Origin of the sequence: Vibrio sp. B1-2 (genome assembly GCF_963888445.1) — a bacterium.
In the GTDB taxonomy this organism is placed as follows: Bacteria; Pseudomonadota; Gammaproteobacteria; order Enterobacterales; family Vibrionaceae; genus Vibrio; species Vibrio anguillarum.
Window position 1 is genome coordinate 63,688 of sequence record NZ_CAWPJH010000002.1, and the last position, 21,514, is coordinate 85,201.

Below are 21,514 nucleotides of genomic sequence, written 5' to 3' on the forward strand. Positions count from 1 at the left end.
ATTGCACCGTAAACACAAAAGCCAAATCAAACCAAAACCGCCAAGCGTTGCGAATCCGTCTTAAAGCGTTTGTTATGTTGTTGATACGGTACACAGAGAATTTTACTTAACCATCGTTATCAATTCATTGTTCTTTAAAGTCTCTGCTTTAAAGCCATTTTTCTCTGTAAATAGAACACTTACATTTGAGTTGATATCTAAAGACTTTGGAATATCTTTAACATTTAAGTGTTGAAGGTATTTACTATAAAGTTTGTTGTAACTATCAAACTGATGAAACGATATCTGTTCACTACTTGGTCCGTAAGCGATATTTGCAGAACCTTGGACAACCTCACAGTAATCACTAGAAACTCCGCAGTATATTTTTGCATGAGATGCCTGTAATTTTGAAGCATTATCAACACTAGGAACCCCGAGAGCATATTCATTTAAAAAACTGTAATCATGAATTTGATTGCTAAATGCTTTCTTAAAAATGTTAAGTGTGGCTGTGCGGGTTATTATCTTTGATCTATCTGGGTTAAGCTGATTTATTATACTAAACCATGTGTCCAATAATTTTTCTTCTGGTAGATGTTGATAACCAAAGAATGGCGTAATTACATAAACTGAATCAAATAAAAAATCCCAACGGATAAGGCATTTCTTTAATATTTCCATACACTCAGTTTTAGACTTTGTACCATCAATATCATTATCAAGGGCGTCGCCACCAGTTATTGCACCTAACTTAAAGTCCGCTAATTCATAACCACTATGATCGTATTTCTTAAAGAAATAAGTATCATATTCTTTTTGACAAGAACACGTTATAGTGTTTGAAATTATGAATTTATCAGCGAAGTTAGCATAACCCTTAATTACTAAACTCGTATAATTATTCTCTTCTTTTATAACGGCTAAAAAGGACCCTTTTAACTTTATGAAAGCTAGTTCATCCAACCTATCTCCACAGCTACTACACGAATAAATGGGAGTTGTTGTTAAATTATATTCTGGCTTCGGAACATTTAGATTACTTTCGAATTGGATTATTTCTACTAAGTGAGCATGACTAGTAGGTTTAGAAATCTCGTAGTCAACATAATCCTCTTTGCTTGCACCAAGAGTTATATATGACTCCATAGGGTTTATAGTAGGTACTTTCAACTTTTTTTCGCATTTTGAACACTCTGCTATCATTTCTCCTCGATCATTATCAAGAGAGAACTGCACACTGTTATATTCGATTACATTTTTACAGCTAGGGCACTTTCCCCTAAATACAAACTTTTGATGTGGAATCATAAATACAACCATAATAATTAAATTAAAAGTGAGAGTTGCTTATGCAACATAACGCCCGGCTAAGGGGTTGACAACGCACCGCCAGACTCAAAAAACCACTGTAAACACTGAATTTCAATTTTTCACCAAAGCCACCACGCGTTGGCAATCCCTCTTGAGCCGTTTGTTATGTAACAATATTTTCCATCATGTATATGTGATCAGCATACATTTGACCACCAATTCCATATGCATTAGGAATAACACTATGTAATGTGAATCCACTTTTGATTAACACTTTTTCCGAACCCAGATTACCTTCAGTAACTACAGCGGAAAAACTGTTTAGGCAAAACTGTTTTCGGGAATATTCGACTAAAGCTCGTAATGATTCAGTTCCATAACCTCGACCGTGGAAACTAGGTAAAAACATAAAGCCAACTTCAGCAGTTCCATTCTGGATACAATAACCCGTTATGCCTACTTTGATACCAGTTTCTAATTCCGAAACAACCAAACAGTACCAATGGCTGGAATTTGGTGTCCATGGTTCAAGCCTAGAACGAAATTTAGATTGAATTTCCAGCAAAGTCGGTTCATCAAAGCAAAATGAAATCACCTCTGGATCGGTATGAAGTGTGTGAAATAGAGACCAATCATCTTCTGATATCGGAGACATCACTAAACGATCTGAACATATTTTTTCCACTGAACCTTCCTTGTTACATAACGCCCGGCTAAGGGGTTGACAACGCACCGCCGAACTCAAAAAACACACTGTAAACACTGAACTTCAATTTTGCACTAAAACCGCCACGCGTTGGCAATCCCTCTTGAGCCGTTTGTTATGCAAATTCAATGAGATAAACTGAATTTACACGACCCAAAGCCACAATTACAATGGTTGAGTGATTCAAGAACCAACCCAAGCCAGAGCCATGATAAATAAGCCGCCAAAACAAAGTCCACCTTCAACAACAAACCAAGCTTTTGAATGAGACAAACTCAACAAGCAAGACTTTCAGCAATTACAAAATGCTCGATAAACTTGCCCTTTCCACACTTTGCGCACGCTGAATTGCCAACAAACCAGCACAAAAATTTATTGAGGCAAACAAAGAACTTTGCCTGTTTTACGGCTTGAGTGAACCAAGAATTTTAGGATAAAAATGCTCATTTGCCGACAATACAAACGAATGGCCGGAGAAATCTAAAAAGATTGAGCCCTAAATTTACCTGAGTTGCATAACGCCCGCTTAAGGGGCAGCCAACGCTACTACCAACTTACCGCATAACACCGTAACCACAAAAACCAACGCATAGTAAAAATGCCACGCGTTGGCTGTCCATCTTGAAGCGTTTGTTATATGCCTGACCACCAAGCCTAGTTTTATATCAATTCAAAAGCCGCACATGGCGTTCCTTGATGATACTTCAACTGCCAACAGCTACCAGTAAATGCCCAAATAGAACAACGTTTAGCATAATCGCTTACTTCACCAGATTCTTTGACTAAAGCTGATTCATATTTAAGAAGCTGAACTGACGGTTCAAGTTGAATGCATTCGTATTTTTGCGAATGAATATGCAAATCCGAAGGCTTTTCTGAACTCATCATTTCGATTATCGAGTCAAAGTTAAAACTGTTACCTGATTTACCAACCTCAGTAAAACTCGGGTGAATTAGGCGTTCAATATCTGCTCTATTTTTTCGTATCTCATACTGGTGAAGTTCGATTTCTTGTTCTACTAAAATATCCATTTCTTCTCCTGAATTGATAAAGCATATAACGCCCGGCTAAGGGGTTGACAACGCACCACCGAACTCAAAAAACACACTGTAAACGCTGAACTTCAATTTTGCACTAAAGCCGCCACGCGTTGGCAATCCCTCTTGAGCCGTTTGTTAGGCCAACCGATTGACAACGATACTTTCAAAACCCAAGAACAAGGCTTGTTTGATAACTGAAAACCAACTAAGCGATTCATTTATAAACCAAAACGCTAAATCAGCAAAGAAACAAAAAACTCAAATTGAGCGGTTTGGAAGAAAAGTGACGAGTGTAGCATTCTCGGCGGACGTTTGGATGTTGAAGGTTATTTTGCCGCTAAATTCACAACGACAAGCAACCCAACGCGATCAAGAAACAACAAATATGTGATGACTATTTATTGCCTAACTTAAGCCAGAAAACCTTGAATTTACCGTTCAATTCCAACTCGATTTAGCTGATAAAAACTCATTTTGCCTAACGCCCGGCTAAGGGGTTGACAACGCACCGCCGAACTCAAAAAACACACCGTAAACACTGAACTTCAATTTTGTACTAAAACCGCCAAGCGTTGGCAATCCCTCTTGAGCCGTTTGTTAGCTATTTTTTCCCAGTGACTGATTTGAATGATTCAAAAATGAATGTCGCCAATCCACCTGCAACATTTGAATTTGCATAATCCTTCAAAGGCTCACAAAAATTTGATTTGAATTTATCAACAGCCTCTTCTGGAGAAGAAGCATAAATCGTATCACCTTCCACTTCTAACCCCGTTCTCAAGAGTTCTTCCTTTTCAAAAAGATAAGTTTCTGAACTCATATCCAGATAAGTAAATTCATTACGATTTGAATTTGGTTTACAGAAAAATTGATACTTTGACATCTTTAATTTCCTTGCTGCTGAATAAAACAATAGCTAACGCCCGGCTAAGGGGTTGACAACGCACCGCCGAACTCAAAAAACACACTGTAAACTCTGAACTGCAATTTTGCACTAAAACCGCCAAGCGTTGGCAATCCCTCTTGAGCCGTTTGTTATGCAAATTCAATGAGATAAACAAAATTTACACGACCAAAAGCCACAATTGCAATGGTTGAGTGATTCAAGAATCAACCCAAGCAAGAACTGTGATAAATGAGCCGCCAAAACAAAGTCCACCTTTCAACAACAAACCAAGCTTTTGAATCAGGAAAACTCAACGAGCGAAAACTTCAGCAAGTACAAAATGCTCGATAAACTTGCCCTTTCCACACTTTGCGCACGCTGAATTGACAACAAACCAGCGCTAAAACTGATTGAGGCAAACAAAGAACCTTGCCTGTTTTACGGTTTAAGTTAACCACGAATTTGAGGGTAAAAAAGCTCATTTGCCGACAATACCAAACGAATGGCCGGTGAAATCCCAAAAGATTGAGCCCCTAAATTTACCTGAGTTGCATAACGCCAAATTAAGGTGTGAACAACGCTAACACCTTACCTAACGCATTGTGCCATACACACTAAACTTGCTTGAAGTGAAAGCGCCGAGCGTTGTGAATCACTCTTAAATTTATTGTTAGGTATATGATATCTCACACTCTTCCACGGCAAAGTAATCTTTAGCAGTTTTCATTTGATATAAAGGAATTTTAACATCGTAGCTTTTTAGAATTTTGATCACATTTTCCTTAAGCTTGTCCGTTGCCCTTACGCCGAGATAAACACCTTTCAAACTATCTTTTGGAAACTTGTTTAATATAATGGGCTGACTCCACTCATCGTAACCTATAATTTCATTATCCTGAGGGATGTCCTGTAAAAAAAGACGCTCCTCTTCTTCATATGCCCAATCAAGCGCTTTTTCTAACACGACACTTTTCAATATATTCGCATTGCTCAAGCTGTCTAACTTTGCACCATTAAGATTTGCTCGCCTTTTTCTATATCTAATAGGCTCTGCTGGACAAAAGTATGGGTGGTTGCGGCTAAACTCTAAAACAAACCCCTTATGCGACTCGGAATAATGAGACCACATTAACAGATTTGAATTATTTCTGGATAAGGATAGAAACTTAAATCCATTATCACCAAGGCTATGATCGACGAATAACTCACTATCTCCTAACTTCATTAAATACTCATATGGGTCATTAAGAGAAATTACTGAAGTAAAGCGTATTCTATTGCTTTCTAATACATCGAGCCTTTCAGGTGGCAAATATTTGTACACACTATCAGTCATTAACTAGTCACCTTTAAATATACCTAACGCCGCGTTAAGGGGCAGCCAACGCAACTGCCAAGCTTCCGCATAACACCGTAACCACAAAAACCAACGCATAATAAAAATGCCACGCGTTGGCTGTCCCTCTTGAACGCTTTGTTATAAGCAAATAACACATTGATTTAATTGATTTTCAACTGTTCTGCGCGATATAGAACCCATGCACTATTAAGAGCTTCAAAACCAATTTTCGGATAATAACCTTGTGCTTTCGGTGCTGACAGTAAAACCAATTTACAGCTTGGGCTCAGCTCTTCTTTGGTCACTAAGATCAGATATTTACCTATACCATTGGATTGAACACTTTCATCAACAGCTAAATCAGACAGATAGCAGCAATAATGGAAATCTGTCACTGAACGAGCAACACCGACAAGTTGATCGTTCAGCCATGCGGTCACAATTAAATTAGAGTTATCGAGCATACCCTGAATAGTTGACTCATTATCCAAAGGACGCCGCTCACCCAATGATGTTTTCTTCAGTAAACTCACGAATTGTTCAACTGAGATTGGATGGTTTACTTTGTACTCGATTTCCATTTTTCATCCTCTGGAGCTGAATTTGCTTATAACGCCCGGCTAAGGGGTTGACAACGCACCGCCGGACTCAAAAAACACACCGTAAACACTGAACTTCAATTTTGCACTAAAGTCACCACGCGTTGGCAATCCCTCTTGAGCCGTTTGTTATGCAAATTCAATGGGATAAACTGACATTACACGACCAAAAGCCACAATTGCAATGGTTGAGTGATTCAAGAATCAACCCAAGCAAGAACTGTGATAAATGAGCCGCCAAAACAAAGTCCACCTTTCAACAACAAACCAAGCTTTTGAATGAAACAAACTCAACGAGCGAAATCTTCAACAAGTACGAAATAATCGATTAACTTGCCCTTTCCGCACTTTACACCCACTAAATTCACAACGCGCCAACGCTAAAAATGATTGAGGCAAACCAAGAAACTTGCCTGTTTTACGGTTTGAGTTAACCAAGAATCTGAGGATAAAAGCTCATTTGCCGACAACACAAAACGAATAGCCGGAGAAATCCCAAAAGATTGAACCCCTAAATTTACCTGAGTTGCATAACGCCCGGCTAAGGGGTTGACAACGCACCGCCGAACTCAAAAAACACACCGTAAATACTGAACTTCAATTTTGCACTAAAATCGCCAAGCGTTGGCAATCCCTCTTGAGCCGTTTGTTAGCTGCTGCACTTTAGCCGGAGATTTGCTACCCAACGGCCTAATTTAAAACACATTATTGCTTTCAAGCGACAAAGTAAAACGGACAACTTCGAAACCAAAACCTAAACCACGAAAAGCACTTGGCAAAGAAGAAATAACAGGGAAACTGGCGAGCTTCTAAGACTTAAATTTACAAAGAATTCTTTCGAAGAAGCCAACAACCAAGTGCGCGAAATCAACTTAAGCGCGAAAGAGCTTCAAAACCAAAGAAGCCACACCAAAGAAATAAACAAACACACCACTTCCCGTAAGAAGACTTCGGTTAGTTCAAACACTTCACGAACAGTGCCACTGGCGAGATACATGGAAAAGTGCTGACTTTCAGGTGTAAAGCTAGAGCCTCAGACTAATAAAAATAAGCGCTTAATTTTATGGCTTTTCTTAACCTCAGCTAACGCCCAATTAAGTAGTGAACAACGCTACCACCTAACCTAAACCATTGTTACGTAATCACTAAAGCTGATTCAGACTAAAAATGCCGAGCGTTGTGAATCTGCTTGAATTGCTTGTTATAACGCATTATTAGGAATTACTAGCTCTAAGAAATCAAAACCAGTTGTCGGATTATCATAAGAGAAGTCCTCCCCAGAAGCATATGCACCTGGAAGGAACTCCTCATATAGGTCAGCTATAATCCCCCAAGGAATAAACGATATAACATTTCCCTCCCAAGCCATTTCCTCTTGGAGTCTTTGCCAAGAACCAGAGTTCTCTGGTCCAGCAGAGGCGACACCTCGCAACATATCTTGACCAGACCACATAGAAGCAATGGTATTTCTAGTCACTCCATTTACTTCAGCCTGCCGAAGGAAATGATTAAGCTTGTAAATCATTTCATATCGAACTGAATTACTTACACTAGATGATATATTAATTTTAAACGGGTTGATATCCACAAAAGTAATGCAATAATCAGCGGAACGTTTTAAGTCTTCATGAAATCGCCAAAGAAAAGCGAAGCCATGTGAACCATTTTTTTCTGCTTTTCGACACATTCGTCTAAATGCAGATTTAATCTGTCCCAGATGATTATCTAATGCAATTTCTTTAACATTACGCACCCGGCTTTCTATCGGAAAGTGCATCCCAGAAAAATCTGAATCTTTGAAAGTATTTGTTATTGCTTGATCGTATAACAAACGTGGTGGAACTCTAGCTAGTTTGATATCACCATTGCTATACTGTACGGGCTCTAGACATAGAATCTTCCTTCTATGCCAAAACATTTCGTTAAATACATTGTTTTTTAATAATGTTGGCCAATGGGATGATATAATTACCGAGCAAACATCACTGTCAGAGATTAATGGAAAATGGTTTTTAATTGCATTAACGTAAGCACTAAGCTCAGTTCCTGTTTGTCTCGTTGCATTTCTATCATTTTTAAGCTCTACAATAACAAATGATTCATATCCCGGACAAAATAGGAAGAAATCAGGTTTAAGTATCTCTGACATATATTTGGATATATTTTCATCTTCGCTAATGGATTCAACTTGATATAAAAATTCCAAACAATAATTATAAGAATCCCATATAACTCGGTCTTCTAATGTTTTAGGTGTATACTCTAACTCTTCCACCAAGTCTCTGAAGCCATAATTTCTGTTAATATGCTCAGATAACCAATCCTGCATATTTCTTTCTCTTACAAACATTTTTACTCCTGAGACTGACTGCGTTATAACGCCCGGCTAAGGGGTTGACAACGCACCACCGAACTTAAAAAACACACTGTAAACTCTGAATTTCAATTTTGCACTAAAACCGCCAAGCGTTGGCAATCCCTCTTGAGCCGTTTGTTATGCAAATTCAATGAGATAAACCGACTTTACACGACCAAAAGCCACAATTGCAATGGTTGAGTGATTCAAGAATCAACCCAAGCAAGAGCCGTGATAGATGAGCCGCCAAAACAAAGTCCACCTTTCAGCAACAAACCAAGCTTTTGAATCAGGAAAACTCAACGAGCTAAAACTTCAGCAAGTACAAAATGCTCGATAAACTTGCCCTTTCTACACTTTGCACCCGCTAAATTCACAACACGCCAGCACTAAAACCGATTGAGGCAAACAAAGAATCTTGCCTGTTTTACGGTTTGAGTTAGCCACGAATTTGAGAGTGAAAATCCTCATTTGCCGACAACACAAAACGAATGGCCGGAGAAATCCCAAACGATTGAGCCCCTAAATTTACCTGAGTTGCATAACGCCCGCTTAAGGGGCAGCCAACGCCACTACTAACTTTCCGCATAACACCGTAACCACAAAAACCAACGCATAGTAAAAATGCCACGCGTTGGCGGTCCCTCTTGAAGCGTTTGTTATGTTTAATTTTTGATCGTTTCTGCAATATTCCTAATACAACGCCTTGCAGACTCACTTACACCCGAAAGTTGATAGAAACCATGTATTACACCTAGGTAACGTTCACAATAAGCGTCAACTCCTTGGGAAAGAAGCAACCTGTACAACTGCTCTCCTTCATCTCGCAGTGGGTCATACTCGGCTGTGATAATCATCGTTGGCGGTAAACCTTGAAAATCTTTTCTTGCCAATAGATTGAGTTCTGTTTCACTGACTAACCGCTCTGATTCACCCGCATAAAGCTGAAAACCTGACAGCAACATTTGAGCGGTAATAATAAAATCTGTACCGTTTTTCTGATAACTATCAGACGCCCCCAAGGGATCGACCATTGGATATATTAGGACTTGTTTTTCAGGTAGCCACAGCTTTTTATTTTTCAAGCGAAGTGCTGTAGCAAGAGCTAATTGTGCGCCAGCACTATCACCGACAAAAAACACATGTCCAGTATCACCGCCATATTTATGACCATGCTCTTTGATACCCAACGCGGCCTGAAATACATCATCATGAGCTGATGGATATGTATGTTCTGGTGCTAATCGGTACTTAATGCAAACCACTATAGTCTCTGATAGATGAGCTAACTGCCTCAGTTGTGCTTCATGTGTTTCAAAACCACCACTAATGAAACAACCACCATGAAAGTAAATCGTGATTGGCAAATTAGCTTTATCGCTTGGCTTATAAACTTTGATTTGAATACCATCCAGCTCATCAACAAACTCATCGGCCATTTCAGGGCTAGAGCCAGCTAAAACTGTACTTGATAGATAACCGGCACGACGCTCAGAAATAGTTTGTTTTGATGGGCAAGGTTTCCCACAAGAAATGAACTCTTCAACGAGTTCTTTAATGCCGCGCTCTAGATAGTTGCTCATATTTAATTCTTCGAATGTGTTCAAAGCTCAATATAATAGCCGAACACATATTGCTGTATATAAAAACAGTGTCGATTTGTGATGCTGATTAAACATAACGCCCGGCTAAGGGGTTGACAACGCACCGCCGAACTCAAAAAACATACTGCAAACACTAAACTTCAATTTTGTACTAAAGTCGCCAAGCGTTGGCAATCCCTCTTGAGCCGTTTGTTAGGCATTTTTTACTTTCAGATCTTGATTACCAATCTTTTTTACTTTATCAATACATTCATCTACAGCATTCCACTCAATTTCCAAGTGCTCAATCCAGTGCTGAGAGGTCCTTGCTTTACTTCTACCACTTTCCAAATCTGCTATAACATCAACAACTTCATGTGACACAATAAATGATGACTTTTCTGCAACTTTAGATACATCTTTTCTCGCTGCCCGATAATCAGCCCATTGCTCATCGCTAGCTTCATCAGATAATTCCCTACCTTCTAATGAAGCGGTAAGGTGCTCTGAGATTGGCCATTTCATTCGGTGTAATGATTCGATTAACTCAGAATACGCAAGCATCTTCTGATCCCAAACTTTTTCACTACGGTAACGGGACGTAGCCAACCTTGCTGCTAAAAAAGCAGCTCCAATAGATATAAGTATCTGAGCAGCAATTTTAAGAATTTCGAAATACATGATGTTCCTTATGCCTAACGCCCGGCTAAGGGGTTGACAACGCACCACCGAACTTGAAAAACACACCGTAAACCCTGAACTTCAATTTTGCACTAAAGTCGCCAAGCGTTGACAATCCCTCTTGAGCCGTTTGTTAGGCTATTAATCCACCAATTCAATACCTAAGCTTTCTAATAAGCTCAACGCTTCATATCGTGAAAACTTAGCCTTTTTAACGTTATTTTCTAGTACGTCAATGGAGTATGCTATTGATTCACTGAAATCAACCCCTTGCAAATTTGTTCTCATAAATAAACTGTGGCTAAGATCACTATAAATCATTATTGAACCTGCAAAGTTACCTTCACGGAAATCAACATCATGCAACTTACATTCATCCAAAACCAATTCATTTAAGGTCAGGCCAAAGAAAGACGAGTCATTTAAAATACAACGCTTAAAACTTAGCTCAAAGTCTGAGTGATAAACTGGCCATGTCGCTTTCGTCCAATCAACGCCGACTAACTTACTGTCTTGAAATTTAAGCTCAAAGAGCTTTGAGTTTGTAAAATCCACCAAACTCAAATTGCAGCGTTCAAATGTGCAGTTTGTAAACTTACATTTCTGGAATTTAACCGCTGAAAAATCGCAGTCGGAGAATTGGCAATCTTCAAACTCGACGTCGCTATATTTCTCATCAGGTGAGGAAAGCTTCTCAAAAGAAACGTCGAAATATTGCTCATTATTTTTTATAATCTATCATCGTATCCTCTGAATAGCCTAACGCCGCATTAAGGTGTGAGCAGCGCTTGGCTATACTTGAGCGAAGCGAAAATGCCAAGCGTTGCGAATCACTCTTAAATGCTTTGTTAACCCTATTTTTCACCACTGTGTAAAATCAGTAATATTTTCTAACCTGACTACTTCAGCTGTGTGACCTAGTGTCGTTCTCCAATATGTATCTCGTTCATCTTGTTGACCAGCACCATCCCACTCAACAACTCGTATCGGTTTTGCAGTTAAATACGGTCGAAGAAGCAAGTTTAAATGCTTATCTAGACCTGAGTAACCGAACAAGATTATTTCCTCTGCCTCAGAAAGAGCAAACTGTAAGTAATCCCAGTATGTTGACAAAACATGAGAAGCTGCAATAACAGATAGCTTATGCTTTACGTGGGTCAAGACTACATGCTCGCTGGCCTCATCTCTTTCGACAGTTAATTGATGTCGAGATAGCTTCGATGTTTCTTGATTACGATTAACGAAAAGAGGCGAGCCATGGAGATGTAAATAGTACCCGTATCTTCTACCGAACTTACGCTCAAGTGCATCTGATGAAAAACCACGGTCTAACATTCCATCAACTAAATAACCGTTATAGCCATTGAAAATGTCATTATCTATAAAAGAGTTATATAGCAATTTATCATAGTTAAGCGTTGCAACATGTGAACGAGTCTCTTTGATAAAATCAACAAGGTTATCTTCGAATTGTTTAGGTAAGTCTCCATCATAATTATGGAGTTTAGTTGCTACTTTATGAATGTATTTGGCTGTAATTTCAGGAAAACCCTGACCATCTTCAGTAAGCCAGTGAACATCTCCTTCCCCAATTCGATTTAGAGCTTTGCAGTACGTAACAGCTTGGTGCAAAGTGTCCAGTTCATGCTCGCCCTCCGGAGCTCCTGCACGCCCCAGACATCGTTCAATTAACTGTTGCTGATCCAATGTTAGGAAATTTTCTTTATTCCATATTTCTTCCAGTGCTGCCGTTAATGAAAAATGAGCAGGGTCTAAAGCCATTCCCAGTCCATTTCCAAATATTATTAATTTTCTAGCCATATTGTTATCTCGATATCCTCAAATAGGGTTAACGCCCTGTTAAGGTGTGAGCAACGCAATACCGAAGCTCCTGCACCCCACCTTAAACACAAAACGCAACGCATAGCAAAAATGCCACGCGTTGCGAATCACTCTTAAACAGATTGTTATACAAATCTACGGACGGAATTTACGACGGGTTTCAGTAGGCGAAGGCGCTTCCTGTTCCTTTTTATCGTCATCATCACCAAAATTTCGAATCACAGCGAGGCTCCTAAAGCTAAAAATGTGTGTGTAAAAATAAAAACCATACTCAACTTTAACTCATTATATGACAAGCTCAAATTACGAGATTTATTATTGTTGAACTCAATCAGCTCATGCGTACCAACGGTGTAACATTCCACGATTTGTGTCACAGCTTTAAAATCACGAGTCTTCATTAGATAGTTGATATTATCTCTACTACTACTTGCGTTCGGACAATCCCCTGTTTTCAAACAAGACAGAGCATGACCCCATGATGATATTAAACACAGAAAGACTATACATCCGTTAATTACTAATAAGTAATCTAGTGGCTCTTCTAGCACGATAGTCTTCTTTGCTTGGTCGAAGACGACTGAACTAAGAAGGACAAAGGTAGCAAGCAATGCAGACATTAATGATAATAACTTAGAAGCTTTCTGTTCAATTATCTCAAATCTTTTCTGCTCTTCATCATAACGCGCTTTAGCGTACTCAATAATTGATATATCAATTTCTATCACATTGCCTCCATTTGTATAACGCCCGCTTAAGGGGCAGACAACGCTACTACCAACTTACCACATAACACCGTAATCACCGAAACCAACGCATAGTAAAAATGCCGCGCGTTGGCTGTCCCTCTTGAAGCGTTTGTTAGCTTACTGAGGTAAATTTTCGCCTTAAACCAACATTTCACCTACAAGATTATATAAAGCAAGATTTGAAATTTATATCAATACGAAACGCTTGTTTTCTTTAAAGTTCTCGACACAGAAGTTCGCATTTTACGTAATTCAACCAACTGTTGTGACCTAGTTAAAAATAAGCTTATGATGCCTATTGATAATATGTATTTTCGAAGATAACTTGGCAGTTGAGAGATTTGCTCTCAAACATTTAAGGAAAATTGTTATGGCTCTAAAACCAGGTCCAAAACCAATTGCTGATTCAACAGGGAAACCAGATCAACGTCGACGTGACAATAAAAAAACACCAGGAAACACTCCTGACTTGAAACCTAGTAAATCCTCGAAAAAATAGGTTTTATTAACAATAAAAGCTACTGCAATGGTAGCTTTTTGTATAGCTTGCATACGATAAGCTAACGCCCGGCTAAGGGGTTGACAACGCACCGCCGAACTCAAAAAACACACTGTAAACACTGAACTTCAATTTTGCACTAAAGTCGCCAAGCGTTGGCAATCCCTCTTGAGCCGTTTGTTATATGTTTGGATGAGAAACCTAGCTAGATCTTGAATGCAATGCATTGAATTACATATTTATCAACACATTGCATGCGGACGGTATAAAATGCAGCTTATTTATAAAAAGCTTCAACTTCACCTTTTAACTTAATCAGCATCGGCTGGCCAAAACGATCTTTAGCTTTCGGTGAAGGAATTTTCACCCACCCTTCACTAATGCAGTATTCTTCAACATCAGTACGTTCTTTGCCATTTAGACGAATGCCAATGTGATGTTCAAAGCATTCCGCTACATAGTGTGGGCTGCGAGGATTACCAGCAAGGTGATCCGGCAAAGCGGGTTTAGCTGTAGTGTCGTTCATATTCATAACCTAAAATATGTAAAAAAGTGCGCTATTGTAGACAATACAAGCCGACCGCTCAACAAAGTAAAGATGCTATTTCATATGCGGTATAGAGCGCAGAACTAGATGACATATAACGCCCGCCTAAGGGGCTGGCAACGCATAACACTAAACTCAAACGCAACAACCGTAACCACCGCGGCTCAATGGGACTGGAAACGCCACGCGTTGACAGTCCCTCTTGAGGCGTTTGTTAGTTTTTTTCTTCCTTTACAATTGAACTCCAACTGTGGTCACACCCCTGACCATTGCAACAATAGTTTTTCCTAAGTTTGACAAATGTTGTCGATACAGCACGATTGGTACTTGCCCCATTATTGAGTTTTTCAGTTACATTCTTTGTTCCAACCCATCGATCCAATTCCTCCATGCTATGTAAGTAATATCGTGTCGAACGACATTTCGGGCACTTCCAACGTAATAATGAATTCCAAAATGCAAATGCAAACCAAACAAATGCAACCCCATAAATTTTCCAATCACCTTGTGGTATAGAAAAAATATCAAGGAACTCTGTTCCAGATTGCACACTAATAAAATACCGATGTAATGCGGCACCTATCATTGCAAGAAAGCCAAGATTAAAAATCATATTCATCACTTTTCCTTCATAAAACCATCTAATTTCATTTGGCAATGCTGCCAATGCACATCAGATTGCACATCTCATCATTGGAAATAAACAAATATAAGAAAGTTTTCATAATTTTCTTTAAGAAAGAAGATTTGAGTCACACCAAGAAAAAACTAACGCCCTGTTAAGGTGTGAGTAACGCAATGCCGAAGCTCCTGCATACCACCTTAAACACTAAACTCAACGCATAGCCAAGGTGCCACGCGTTACGAATCACTCTTAAACAGTTTGTTAGTTTTGAAGTTTAATTCGAAGCGTTTATCACTTACTTCCGCCTGGTACAATTTAATATGGCGAAGCTCTTTATTGTTAGAAATACGGTCCACAATGTATTCCTTATCTGCTGGGTCGACTTTACAGCCAAAATATACTGATTTTATTGCTTTTTCAGGTATGCGATAGAGGAAAATAGTACGCGGATCCTTAGAAATTCTTCTAAGGTATTCATTAATTGTACGATCGACAAAGGCAAGAACTAAATCTTCTCTATAAATATAGTCACCATCGTACCTAATTAGTCTAGATATCTCATCAAGTAGAGGCTCTTTAATGTTAATGAGATACATACTATTGCCAATGAACTTTTTTTCGAGTACTTCTGGTGATTCTGCGTAAAATTCAATGTCAGGTAAGTGCGCTTCATGAACAATTATCCTATCTGCTGTAACCAAAGGTAAAATTATTCGATGCTCTTTTTCGTAAATCCATTCGTCACTTTTTACTAGAAAACTTGGATTCAAGTACGAAGTGCGACACCTCTGAACATAAAAACAGTAAGGTGCGATAATCATGAAGTTTGCTCCCGCCAAGAAGTAAAAAACATGAAATACACACACCTCACCGAGAACGAAAGGTATATGATTTCTGCGCTCAGAAAGCAAGGAATAAGCACCGCAAAAATAGCTAAACAACTGGGGCGTCACAAAGCCACTATCTATCGAGAAATTGAACGTAATTGTCGTTACAACAAGTTCTTCGATAGGTACTCTTATCAACCAGAGCGAGCACAGCAAATGGCGCGCAACCGGCTTAGTCGTTCACGGCGAAACAAACGCTATACCGAACTTGACTTCAGACTACCTGAAGCATTGCTACGACTGGATTGGAGCCCTGACCAAATCGTCGGATACCTAAGAATGAGAGGCTATCCAACAATGAGCCACGAGCTCATTTATCAGCACGTTTGGAACGACAAAACTCTCGGTGGAACGCTATGGAAACACCTACGCCAATCCACCAAGAAAAGGCGTAAAAGGTACAACTCAAAAGACAGTCGAGGACGGCTGGCAAATAAGCGTCATATTACCGAAAGGCCTGCAGACGCTGAGCATCGAAAAGAGCCTGGCCACTGGGAAATTGATACCGTCGTGGGTCGCGGAACCAAGCACTGTATCGTCACTTTAGTCGACAGAATGACTGCCTACACTTTTATTGGGCAAATGGACGATAGAACAAGCGAATCACTCAACGTAAGAATGAGCAAAATCATGACCCGCTCTGACTTACCTTTTAAGACGATAACTTCGGATAACGGCACTGAATTTCATGGTTATGCACAACTAGGAAAACATCATAACTGCCTGTTTTACTTTGCAAATCCATACCATTCATGGGAGCGAGGCACTAATGAAAACACCAATGGTTTGATACGACAATACTTACCAAAACGAACCTCCATGTCACACGTGACACAGAAGCTCTGCAATGAAATTGCACACAAATTAAATACACGCCCACGCAAAAGGCTTGGGTATAGAACACCAACGGAGTATATTCATGCGCATCTGTAGAAAGTGTCGCACTTCAAACTTGATACTAAGCCTATTTAGCTTAAATATTGCTCTGAAAAACCTTGTACAAACAACAACATCATTTGAACTTGTGATACGTCATATTCGTCATATTGACCATGTGCAGCTTTATTTCGAATGTGAGCAAAACTTGTGACCTGCTTCTGAACCAACTTTGAATATACTTCGTTTTGAGCAAGCTCAGTATTTAAAGGCTCGATTGTCTTAGGTGCGCCATTAGGCTTAACAACAGCAATATCATTTTTCTTACTCAATTCCCGCAGCCCATCTTCCAGAACTGCCCCAATAGTCACTGCTGCGGCATCTTTGTATCCTTCGTTCAGAAGGTGTTCTCCGATTTCTAAGAAATTTGCAAATATCTCGGCTTGTAATAAACCTTTTATGTTGGCGATTAGGTCATTTTCGATGTCGTGTTTAACTGTTAGTGCTACACCATGAACTTGAGATACGTGACCATACCAATTACTGTGAATTACATAGAAATTGTCTATTCCTATAGCCTTAGTGTAATTTTTGTAATGCTGACTATTTTCACCATAGAGCTTTAATATCAGTTGCCCAACTCTAGTTACCCAAGACGTAACTTCAGCTAAATCACTCCCCTCTAGTGAGCTTCTAGCTGTTGATGCTTTTTTAACTATTGTCTCTCCAAGCCTGACAATCGAATCCACTTCATTCTTCACCATATTACTGATATTCATTTGCTCTCCAGACTATAAATTGTGGTGTAGGTATAACGCCCGCTTAAGGGGCAGCCAACGCTACTACTAACTTTCCGCATAGCACCGTAAACACTGAAACTAACGCACAGTAAAAATGCCACGCGTTGGCTGTCCCTCTTGAAGCGTTTGTTAACTGGCCAATGTGCACTTTAAACCAACACAAAAAGATTACTCTACACTTCGTTTGATGTCTTTGTATCTAGGGTTGCTTTTCTGATCTGAGCATGAAAAATTCGCAAGTTTTACGAGTGGTTGCTCCCAAGCAGCTTTGTTGCTTAGAATAAATAGCCACTTTGATTAGGTCAGCTGGCATTTTAAGCGCTTAGTATAGCCATATTTTTTCAGAGAAAAAAATTATTTTAGCATTTTACTCCAAAATATAGCACAAATTCTTTACAAAATAAAAATCAATCACCAAAGACCTAGGTATCCAAGAATGTAGACAGGCAGAAATGCCAACATTCATTCAGCCTCCGACTTTAAGCAACAAGTGTTATATTTGACTTTATATTTTGGACAGCTATACATATAAGGCTGATTGCATATCAGCTTCATTAACAGGAATATGAAAGGAGAATTAAAATGGGTTGGTTAAGTTGGCTTTCTACAGGTATCCGAGTCGCTGGTGCAGTTGTCTCTTCTCTAGGTGGAACAACTATGGTTGGCGAAAAAATGATGCTCAATGCTGGAACAACAAAAGAAACGTACCTTGGAAATTTAAAGATCCGTAAGATAACAGAGCAAGGTAAAACGGCAGCTTATCTATTTAATAATGACATTAACAATGGATATTACTTGTCATTTACATCTTCAGATCAAGTAGGAGCAGGCAGTATTAAAAATTTATTTATTCCCGCTGCTAAAGATGGTGTAGAAGTGAAAATTGATGTGACGGACTATTTCATTGATAATCTCGCTGGGTCAATATGTTACTCATCCGTGCCATATGAAAATGGAAAGCCATTGGCCGAAACAGACATTTCGTTCTCAATTAAGAACTGGTCTAAGAAAAGACTTAATTTTTGCGGTAATGACTTTGGCATTGCAATAAATTACGATGAAAATATGTTTATATTGACAAATCAATTAAACAAAGGGGAATTTAAAGACATAAAAATTCAAGCAATTACGCAATCAGGTGATGTTTATAACATTCTCACAGATAGAATTGCTGCAGGAGAAAATAAAATGGTAAAATACCCTGAAGCAATGGATAACGTTACACCAATCACACGTGTAACCGTATCATTAACCGCACCTATTAATGCAATTATCGATGATGTTCATCCTACTTTAGAATATTTAATTTCTTAATTTTAATGTTTGTATTTTTCAAATCAACAAGCCTCATACATGAGGCTTGTTGATTTGTATAGTGTGATTTATGAAGGAAATATTAAGTAAAAAATTAAGTCTAATAAAACACTTTTCCTATGTTCGACAGGCTTTGTTGCGTTATGAATTATTCACTTTAATGATCGATTAACTTCTTCAACATTTTATTATTAAATTAGTTATTGTTTTTTGTAAATTAACTATCACACAACAGAACCCCAAGCACAACAAAGACCCTTCAGATTATTTTCAGCTCTTCTGTAATGACTAGGTTGCACAACAAAACATTTGCAGACTCCCTTTTCTCAGATGCTTTTGGCATTTCCACTTCGCCAGTTAACGCCCGGCTAAGGGGTTGACAACGCACCACAGAATTCAAAAAAACACACTGTAAACACTGAACTTCAATTTTGCACTAAAGCCGCCACGCGTTGGCAATCCCTCTTGAGCCGTTTGTTAGGCCAACCAATTGACACCGACACTTTCACAACCAAAGAACGAGCTTTTTTGTAAACTTGAAACAAACTAACCGATTCATTTATAAACCAAAATCTCAAATCAGCAAAGAAACCAAAAAACTCAAATTTAGCGATTTGGAAGAAAAGTGACGAGCGTAGCATGCTCGGCGGACGTTTGGATGCTGAAGGTTATTTTGCCGCTGAATTCACAGCGAAAAACAACCCAACGCGATCAATAAACAACAAATATGTGATGACGATTTATTGTTTAAGTCCAGCCATGAGAACATGGAATTCGCCGTTCAATTCAAACCCGATTTAGCTGATAAAAACTCACTTTGCCTAACGCCCGGCTAAGGGGTTGACAACGCACCACCGAACTAAAAAAACACACTTAAACACTGAACTTCAATTTTGAACTAAAGCCGCCAAGCGTTGGCAATCCCTCTTGAGCCGTTTGTTAGCTGCTGCACTTTAGCCGGAGATTGACTACCCAACGGCCTAATTTAAAACACATTATTGTTTTCAAGCGACAAAGTAAAACGGACAACTTAGAAACTAAAACCTAATCCACGAAACGCACTTGGCAAAGAAGAAATAACAGGAAAACTGACGAGCTTCTAAGACTTAAATTTACAAAGAATTCTTTCGAAGAAGCCAACAACCAAGTGCGCGAAATCAACTTAAGCGCGAAAGAGCTTCAAAACCAAAGAAGCCACACCAAAGAAATAAACAAGCACATCACTTCCCGTAAGAAGGCTTCGGTTAGTTCAACCACTTCACGAACAGTGCCACTGGCGAGATACATGGAAAAGTGCTGACTTTCAGGTGTAAAGCCAGAGCCTCAGACTAAGAAAAATAAACGCTTAATTTTATGATTGTTCTTAACCTCAGCTAACGCCCGGCTAAGGGGTTGACAACGCACCGCCGAACTCAAAAAACACACTGTAAACACTGAACTTCAATTTTGCACTAAAGCCGCCAAGCGTTGGCAATCCCTCTTGAGCCGTTTGTTATGCAGTTTTTTAACCAATACTCAGTATAGAGAACGAATTGCTTAGCCAAACTTATCTTTAGCTGCCACAATTCACACTGTCATTTACTACCAACTGGTTCATCATGAAACTTTTAGTTCGCAATCTATCTCGCTCTACAACTGAACAAGAACTTCGTGTTTTATTCTCAGCTCATGGCTCCGTAGCCGAATGTACGCTTGTTTTAGACCAAGTAACGGGTCAATCAAAAGGCTTTGCTTTTGTCGAAATGCCAAACGAAAACGAAGCTAATGCTGCAATTTCTAGCCTAAACCTTTCTGACGTAGCTAAAAGCAAAATCAGAGTAAAAGCCGCAGAATAAACACCTTACATACAAAAAGAGTAAAACTCCGTCAGTTCAAATACATTGGGCTGACGTTTTTTAGTTTCCGTTGAACCTGTAGAACTGCATAACGCCCGGCTAAGGGGTTGACAACGCACCGCCGAACTCAAAAAACACACTGTAAACGCTGAACTTCAATTTTGCACCAAAGTCGCCAAGCGTTGGCAATCCCTCTTGAGCCGTTTGTTAGCTAATTTACTACAACGATTGTTTTTGCCAGCTTGTCACCTAACCTCTGTCTTCTTTTGCCAAGAATAAAAACCGCGTCGATCATACCAATTATTGGTGTCAGAAGGTTACGAAAAAATGACTGAGGGAAACTACAACTTTTTCCTGTAACCGAATCTATAACTGAGATCCCTAGTAGTTTCTTACCGAGACTTTGCCCTTTAGGCAAACCGTCAGAAAGTAGAAAATATAAAGCAGCCGCCGAAAATGCTATTAAACTTGATGAAGCTTGGGATAAACCAATTAAAGTACCGAGCCAAAGAAAGAAAATGAATATTGTGGCACTTATTGCACCATCAATGATTTGCCCTAGATAACGAAGACCCGGGCTTGTCAGCCTATGTGATTCAATGATCGAATATCTATCTATTTCCACTTACTTTTCCTCCATGCGAGTTAGATGTCGAATAAATTTGCTAACGCCCGGCTAAGGGTTGACAACGCACCGCCGAACTCAAAAAACACACTGTAAACATTGAACTTCAATTTTGCGCTAAAGTCGCCACGCGTTGGCAATCCCTCTTGAGCCGTTTGTTATGCAAATTCAATGAGATAAATAGAATTTACACGACCAAAAGCCACGATTGTAATAGTTGAGTGATTCAAGAACCCCCCCAAACAAGAACTGTGATAAATGAGCCGCCAAAACAAAGTCCACCTTTCAACAACAAACCAAGCTTTTGAACCAGACAAACTCAACAAGCAAGACTTTCAGCAAGCACAAAATGCTCGATAAACTTGCCCTTTCCACACTTTGCACCCGCTAAATTCACAACACGCCAACGCTAAAACGGATTGAGGCAAACC

20 protein-coding genes are annotated in these 21,514 nt (G+C 39.3%); 3 read left to right on the forward strand and 17 right to left on the reverse strand.

Annotated elements, in window-relative coordinates; all coding sequences use genetic code 11:
• Positions 1–102 precede the first annotated feature (102 nt).
• From AACQ75_RS00995 to AACQ75_RS01070, 15 genes are all read right to left on the reverse strand, one after another.
• Positions 103–1,290 carry a hypothetical protein gene (locus AACQ75_RS00995; protein WP_170889285.1) on the reverse strand — a complete coding sequence of 396 codons (1,188 nt, stop codon included), beginning with the start codon at positions 1,288–1,290 and terminating at the stop codon, positions 103–105.
• A 166-nt stretch (positions 1,291–1,456) separates the two neighbouring features.
• Positions 1,457–1,948, reverse strand: coding sequence for a GNAT family N-acetyltransferase (locus AACQ75_RS01000; protein WP_170889335.1), 492 nt, complete (start codon positions 1,946–1,948; stop codon positions 1,457–1,459).
• 711 nt (positions 1,949–2,659) lie between these two features.
• Entirely contained in the window at positions 2,660–3,031 is a 372-nt protein-coding gene (locus tag AACQ75_RS01005; RefSeq protein ID WP_170889287.1) for a nuclear transport factor 2 family protein, read from the reverse strand.
• A gap of 610 nt (positions 3,032–3,641) precedes the next feature.
• A complete protein-coding gene (locus AACQ75_RS01010; RefSeq protein ID WP_170889288.1) occupies positions 3,642–3,923 on the reverse strand; it encodes a hypothetical protein in 282 nt (93 codons plus the stop codon).
• A gap of 673 nt (positions 3,924–4,596) precedes the next feature.
• Entirely contained in the window at positions 4,597–5,262 is a 666-nt protein-coding gene (locus AACQ75_RS01015) for a DUF2971 domain-containing protein (protein ID WP_170889289.1), read from the reverse strand.
• Between the two features lie 164 nt (positions 5,263–5,426).
• Complete coding sequence (locus tag AACQ75_RS01025; protein ID WP_170889290.1) at positions 5,427–5,846, reverse strand: GNAT family N-acetyltransferase; 420 nt, start codon at positions 5,844–5,846, stop codon at positions 5,427–5,429.
• Positions 5,847–7,065: 1,219 nt separating this feature from the next.
• Positions 7,066–8,214 carry a hypothetical protein gene (locus AACQ75_RS01030; RefSeq protein WP_170889291.1) on the reverse strand — a complete coding sequence of 383 codons (1,149 nt, stop codon included), beginning with the start codon at positions 8,212–8,214 and terminating at the stop codon, positions 7,066–7,068.
• Positions 8,215–8,885: 671 nt separating this feature from the next.
• Positions 8,886–9,803, reverse strand: a complete 918-nt coding sequence (locus AACQ75_RS01035; RefSeq protein ID WP_170889292.1) for an alpha/beta hydrolase — start codon at positions 9,801–9,803, stop codon at positions 8,886–8,888.
• A 213-nt stretch (positions 9,804–10,016) separates the two neighbouring features.
• The gene (locus AACQ75_RS01040) at positions 10,017–10,484 is read right to left on the reverse strand and encodes a hypothetical protein (RefSeq protein ID WP_170889293.1); all 468 of its coding nucleotides are present in this window, start codon (positions 10,482–10,484) and stop codon (positions 10,017–10,019) included.
• A gap of 141 nt (positions 10,485–10,625) precedes the next feature.
• Positions 10,626–11,216: a pentapeptide repeat-containing protein gene (locus AACQ75_RS01045; RefSeq protein ID WP_170889336.1), complete on the reverse strand. Its 591-nt coding sequence runs from the start codon at positions 11,214–11,216 to the stop codon at positions 10,626–10,628.
• A 129-nt stretch (positions 11,217–11,345) separates the two neighbouring features.
• Positions 11,346–12,305, reverse strand: a complete 960-nt coding sequence (locus AACQ75_RS01050; RefSeq protein WP_170889294.1) for a DUF4917 family protein — start codon at positions 12,303–12,305, stop codon at positions 11,346–11,348.
• Positions 12,306–12,544: 239 nt separating this feature from the next.
• Entirely contained in the window at positions 12,545–13,054 is a 510-nt protein-coding gene (locus tag AACQ75_RS01055; RefSeq protein ID WP_170889295.1) for a hypothetical protein, read from the reverse strand.
• Positions 13,055–13,851: 797 nt separating this feature from the next.
• A complete protein-coding gene (locus AACQ75_RS01060) occupies positions 13,852–14,100 on the reverse strand; it encodes a DUF3297 family protein (RefSeq protein WP_026028286.1) in 249 nt (82 codons plus the stop codon).
• Between the two features lie 235 nt (positions 14,101–14,335).
• Positions 14,336–14,740, reverse strand: coding sequence for a hypothetical protein (locus AACQ75_RS01065; RefSeq protein WP_164996832.1), 405 nt, complete (start codon positions 14,738–14,740; stop codon positions 14,336–14,338).
• A 242-nt stretch (positions 14,741–14,982) separates the two neighbouring features.
• Positions 14,983–15,567 carry a hypothetical protein gene (locus AACQ75_RS01070; RefSeq protein WP_170889238.1) on the reverse strand — a complete coding sequence of 195 codons (585 nt, stop codon included), beginning with the start codon at positions 15,565–15,567 and terminating at the stop codon, positions 14,983–14,985.
• Between the two features lie 30 nt (positions 15,568–15,597).
• Here AACQ75_RS01070 and AACQ75_RS01075 point away from each other — a divergent pair, with 30 nt between their 5' ends.
• Positions 15,598–16,566 (forward strand): IS30 family transposase, encoded by a 969-nt coding sequence (locus tag AACQ75_RS01075; RefSeq protein ID WP_170889297.1) that lies wholly within the window; start codon positions 15,598–15,600, stop codon positions 16,564–16,566.
• 35 nt (positions 16,567–16,601) lie between these two features.
• Here AACQ75_RS01075 and AACQ75_RS01080 read toward each other — a convergent pair whose 3' ends face one another.
• The gene (locus tag AACQ75_RS01080; protein ID WP_170889298.1) at positions 16,602–17,288 is read right to left on the reverse strand and encodes a hypothetical protein; all 687 of its coding nucleotides are present in this window, start codon (positions 17,286–17,288) and stop codon (positions 16,602–16,604) included.
• A 603-nt stretch (positions 17,289–17,891) separates the two neighbouring features.
• On the opposite strand from AACQ75_RS01080, the gene AACQ75_RS01085 reads away from it, so the two are divergent.
• Positions 17,892–18,623 (forward strand): hypothetical protein, encoded by a 732-nt coding sequence (locus tag AACQ75_RS01085; protein ID WP_115340187.1) that lies wholly within the window; start codon positions 17,892–17,894, stop codon positions 18,621–18,623.
• A gap of 1,598 nt (positions 18,624–20,221) precedes the next feature.
• Positions 20,222–20,458, forward strand: coding sequence for an RNA recognition motif domain-containing protein (locus AACQ75_RS01090; RefSeq protein ID WP_013867767.1), 237 nt, complete (start codon positions 20,222–20,224; stop codon positions 20,456–20,458).
• A gap of 211 nt (positions 20,459–20,669) precedes the next feature.
• Here AACQ75_RS01090 and AACQ75_RS01095 read toward each other — a convergent pair whose 3' ends face one another.
• Positions 20,670–21,083, reverse strand: coding sequence for an RDD family protein (locus AACQ75_RS01095; protein WP_170889299.1), 414 nt, complete (start codon positions 21,081–21,083; stop codon positions 20,670–20,672).
• Positions 21,084–21,514 lie beyond the last annotated feature (431 nt).

What these genes read in the sequence shown, in the direction of transcription:
- AACQ75_RS00995 (WP_170889285.1), bottom strand. Translation starts at nt 1,290, where the DNA reads ATGATTCCACATCAAAAGTTTGTATTTAGGGGAAAGTGCCCTAGCTGT.
- AACQ75_RS01000 (WP_170889335.1), bottom strand. Translation starts at nt 1,948, where the DNA reads ATGTCTCCGATATCAGAAGATGATTGGTCTCTATTTCACACACTTCAT.
- AACQ75_RS01005 (WP_170889287.1), bottom strand. Translation starts at nt 3,031, where the DNA reads ATGGATATTTTAGTAGAACAAGAAATCGAACTTCACCAGTATGAGATA.
- AACQ75_RS01010 (WP_170889288.1), bottom strand. Translation starts at nt 3,923, where the DNA reads ATGTCAAAGTATCAATTTTTCTGTAAACCAAATTCAAATCGTAATGAA.
- AACQ75_RS01015 (WP_170889289.1), bottom strand. Translation starts at nt 5,262, where the DNA reads ATGACTGATAGTGTGTACAAATATTTGCCACCTGAAAGGCTCGATGTA.
- AACQ75_RS01025 (WP_170889290.1), bottom strand. Translation starts at nt 5,846, where the DNA reads ATGGAAATCGAGTACAAAGTAAACCATCCAATCTCAGTTGAACAATTC.
- AACQ75_RS01030 (WP_170889291.1), bottom strand. Translation starts at nt 8,214, where the DNA reads ATGTTTGTAAGAGAAAGAAATATGCAGGATTGGTTATCTGAGCATATT.
- AACQ75_RS01035 (WP_170889292.1), bottom strand. Translation starts at nt 9,803, where the DNA reads ATGAGCAACTATCTAGAGCGCGGCATTAAAGAACTCGTTGAAGAGTTC.
- AACQ75_RS01040 (WP_170889293.1), bottom strand. Translation starts at nt 10,484, where the DNA reads ATGTATTTCGAAATTCTTAAAATTGCTGCTCAGATACTTATATCTATT.
- AACQ75_RS01050 (WP_170889294.1), bottom strand. Translation starts at nt 12,305, where the DNA reads ATGGCTAGAAAATTAATAATATTTGGAAATGGACTGGGAATGGCTTTA.
- AACQ75_RS01060 (WP_026028286.1), bottom strand. Translation starts at nt 14,100, where the DNA reads ATGAACGACACTACAGCTAAACCCGCTTTGCCGGATCACCTTGCTGGT.
- AACQ75_RS01065 (WP_164996832.1), bottom strand. Translation starts at nt 14,740, where the DNA reads ATGAATATGATTTTTAATCTTGGCTTTCTTGCAATGATAGGTGCCGCA.
- AACQ75_RS01070 (WP_170889238.1), bottom strand. Translation starts at nt 15,567, where the DNA reads ATGATTATCGCACCTTACTGTTTTTATGTTCAGAGGTGTCGCACTTCG.
- AACQ75_RS01075 (WP_170889297.1), top strand. Translation starts at nt 15,598, where the DNA reads ATGAAATACACACACCTCACCGAGAACGAAAGGTATATGATTTCTGCG.
- AACQ75_RS01080 (WP_170889298.1), bottom strand. Translation starts at nt 17,288, where the DNA reads ATGAATATCAGTAATATGGTGAAGAATGAAGTGGATTCGATTGTCAGG.
- AACQ75_RS01085 (WP_115340187.1), top strand. Translation starts at nt 17,892, where the DNA reads ATGGGTTGGTTAAGTTGGCTTTCTACAGGTATCCGAGTCGCTGGTGCA.
- AACQ75_RS01090 (WP_013867767.1), top strand. Translation starts at nt 20,222, where the DNA reads ATGAAACTTTTAGTTCGCAATCTATCTCGCTCTACAACTGAACAAGAA.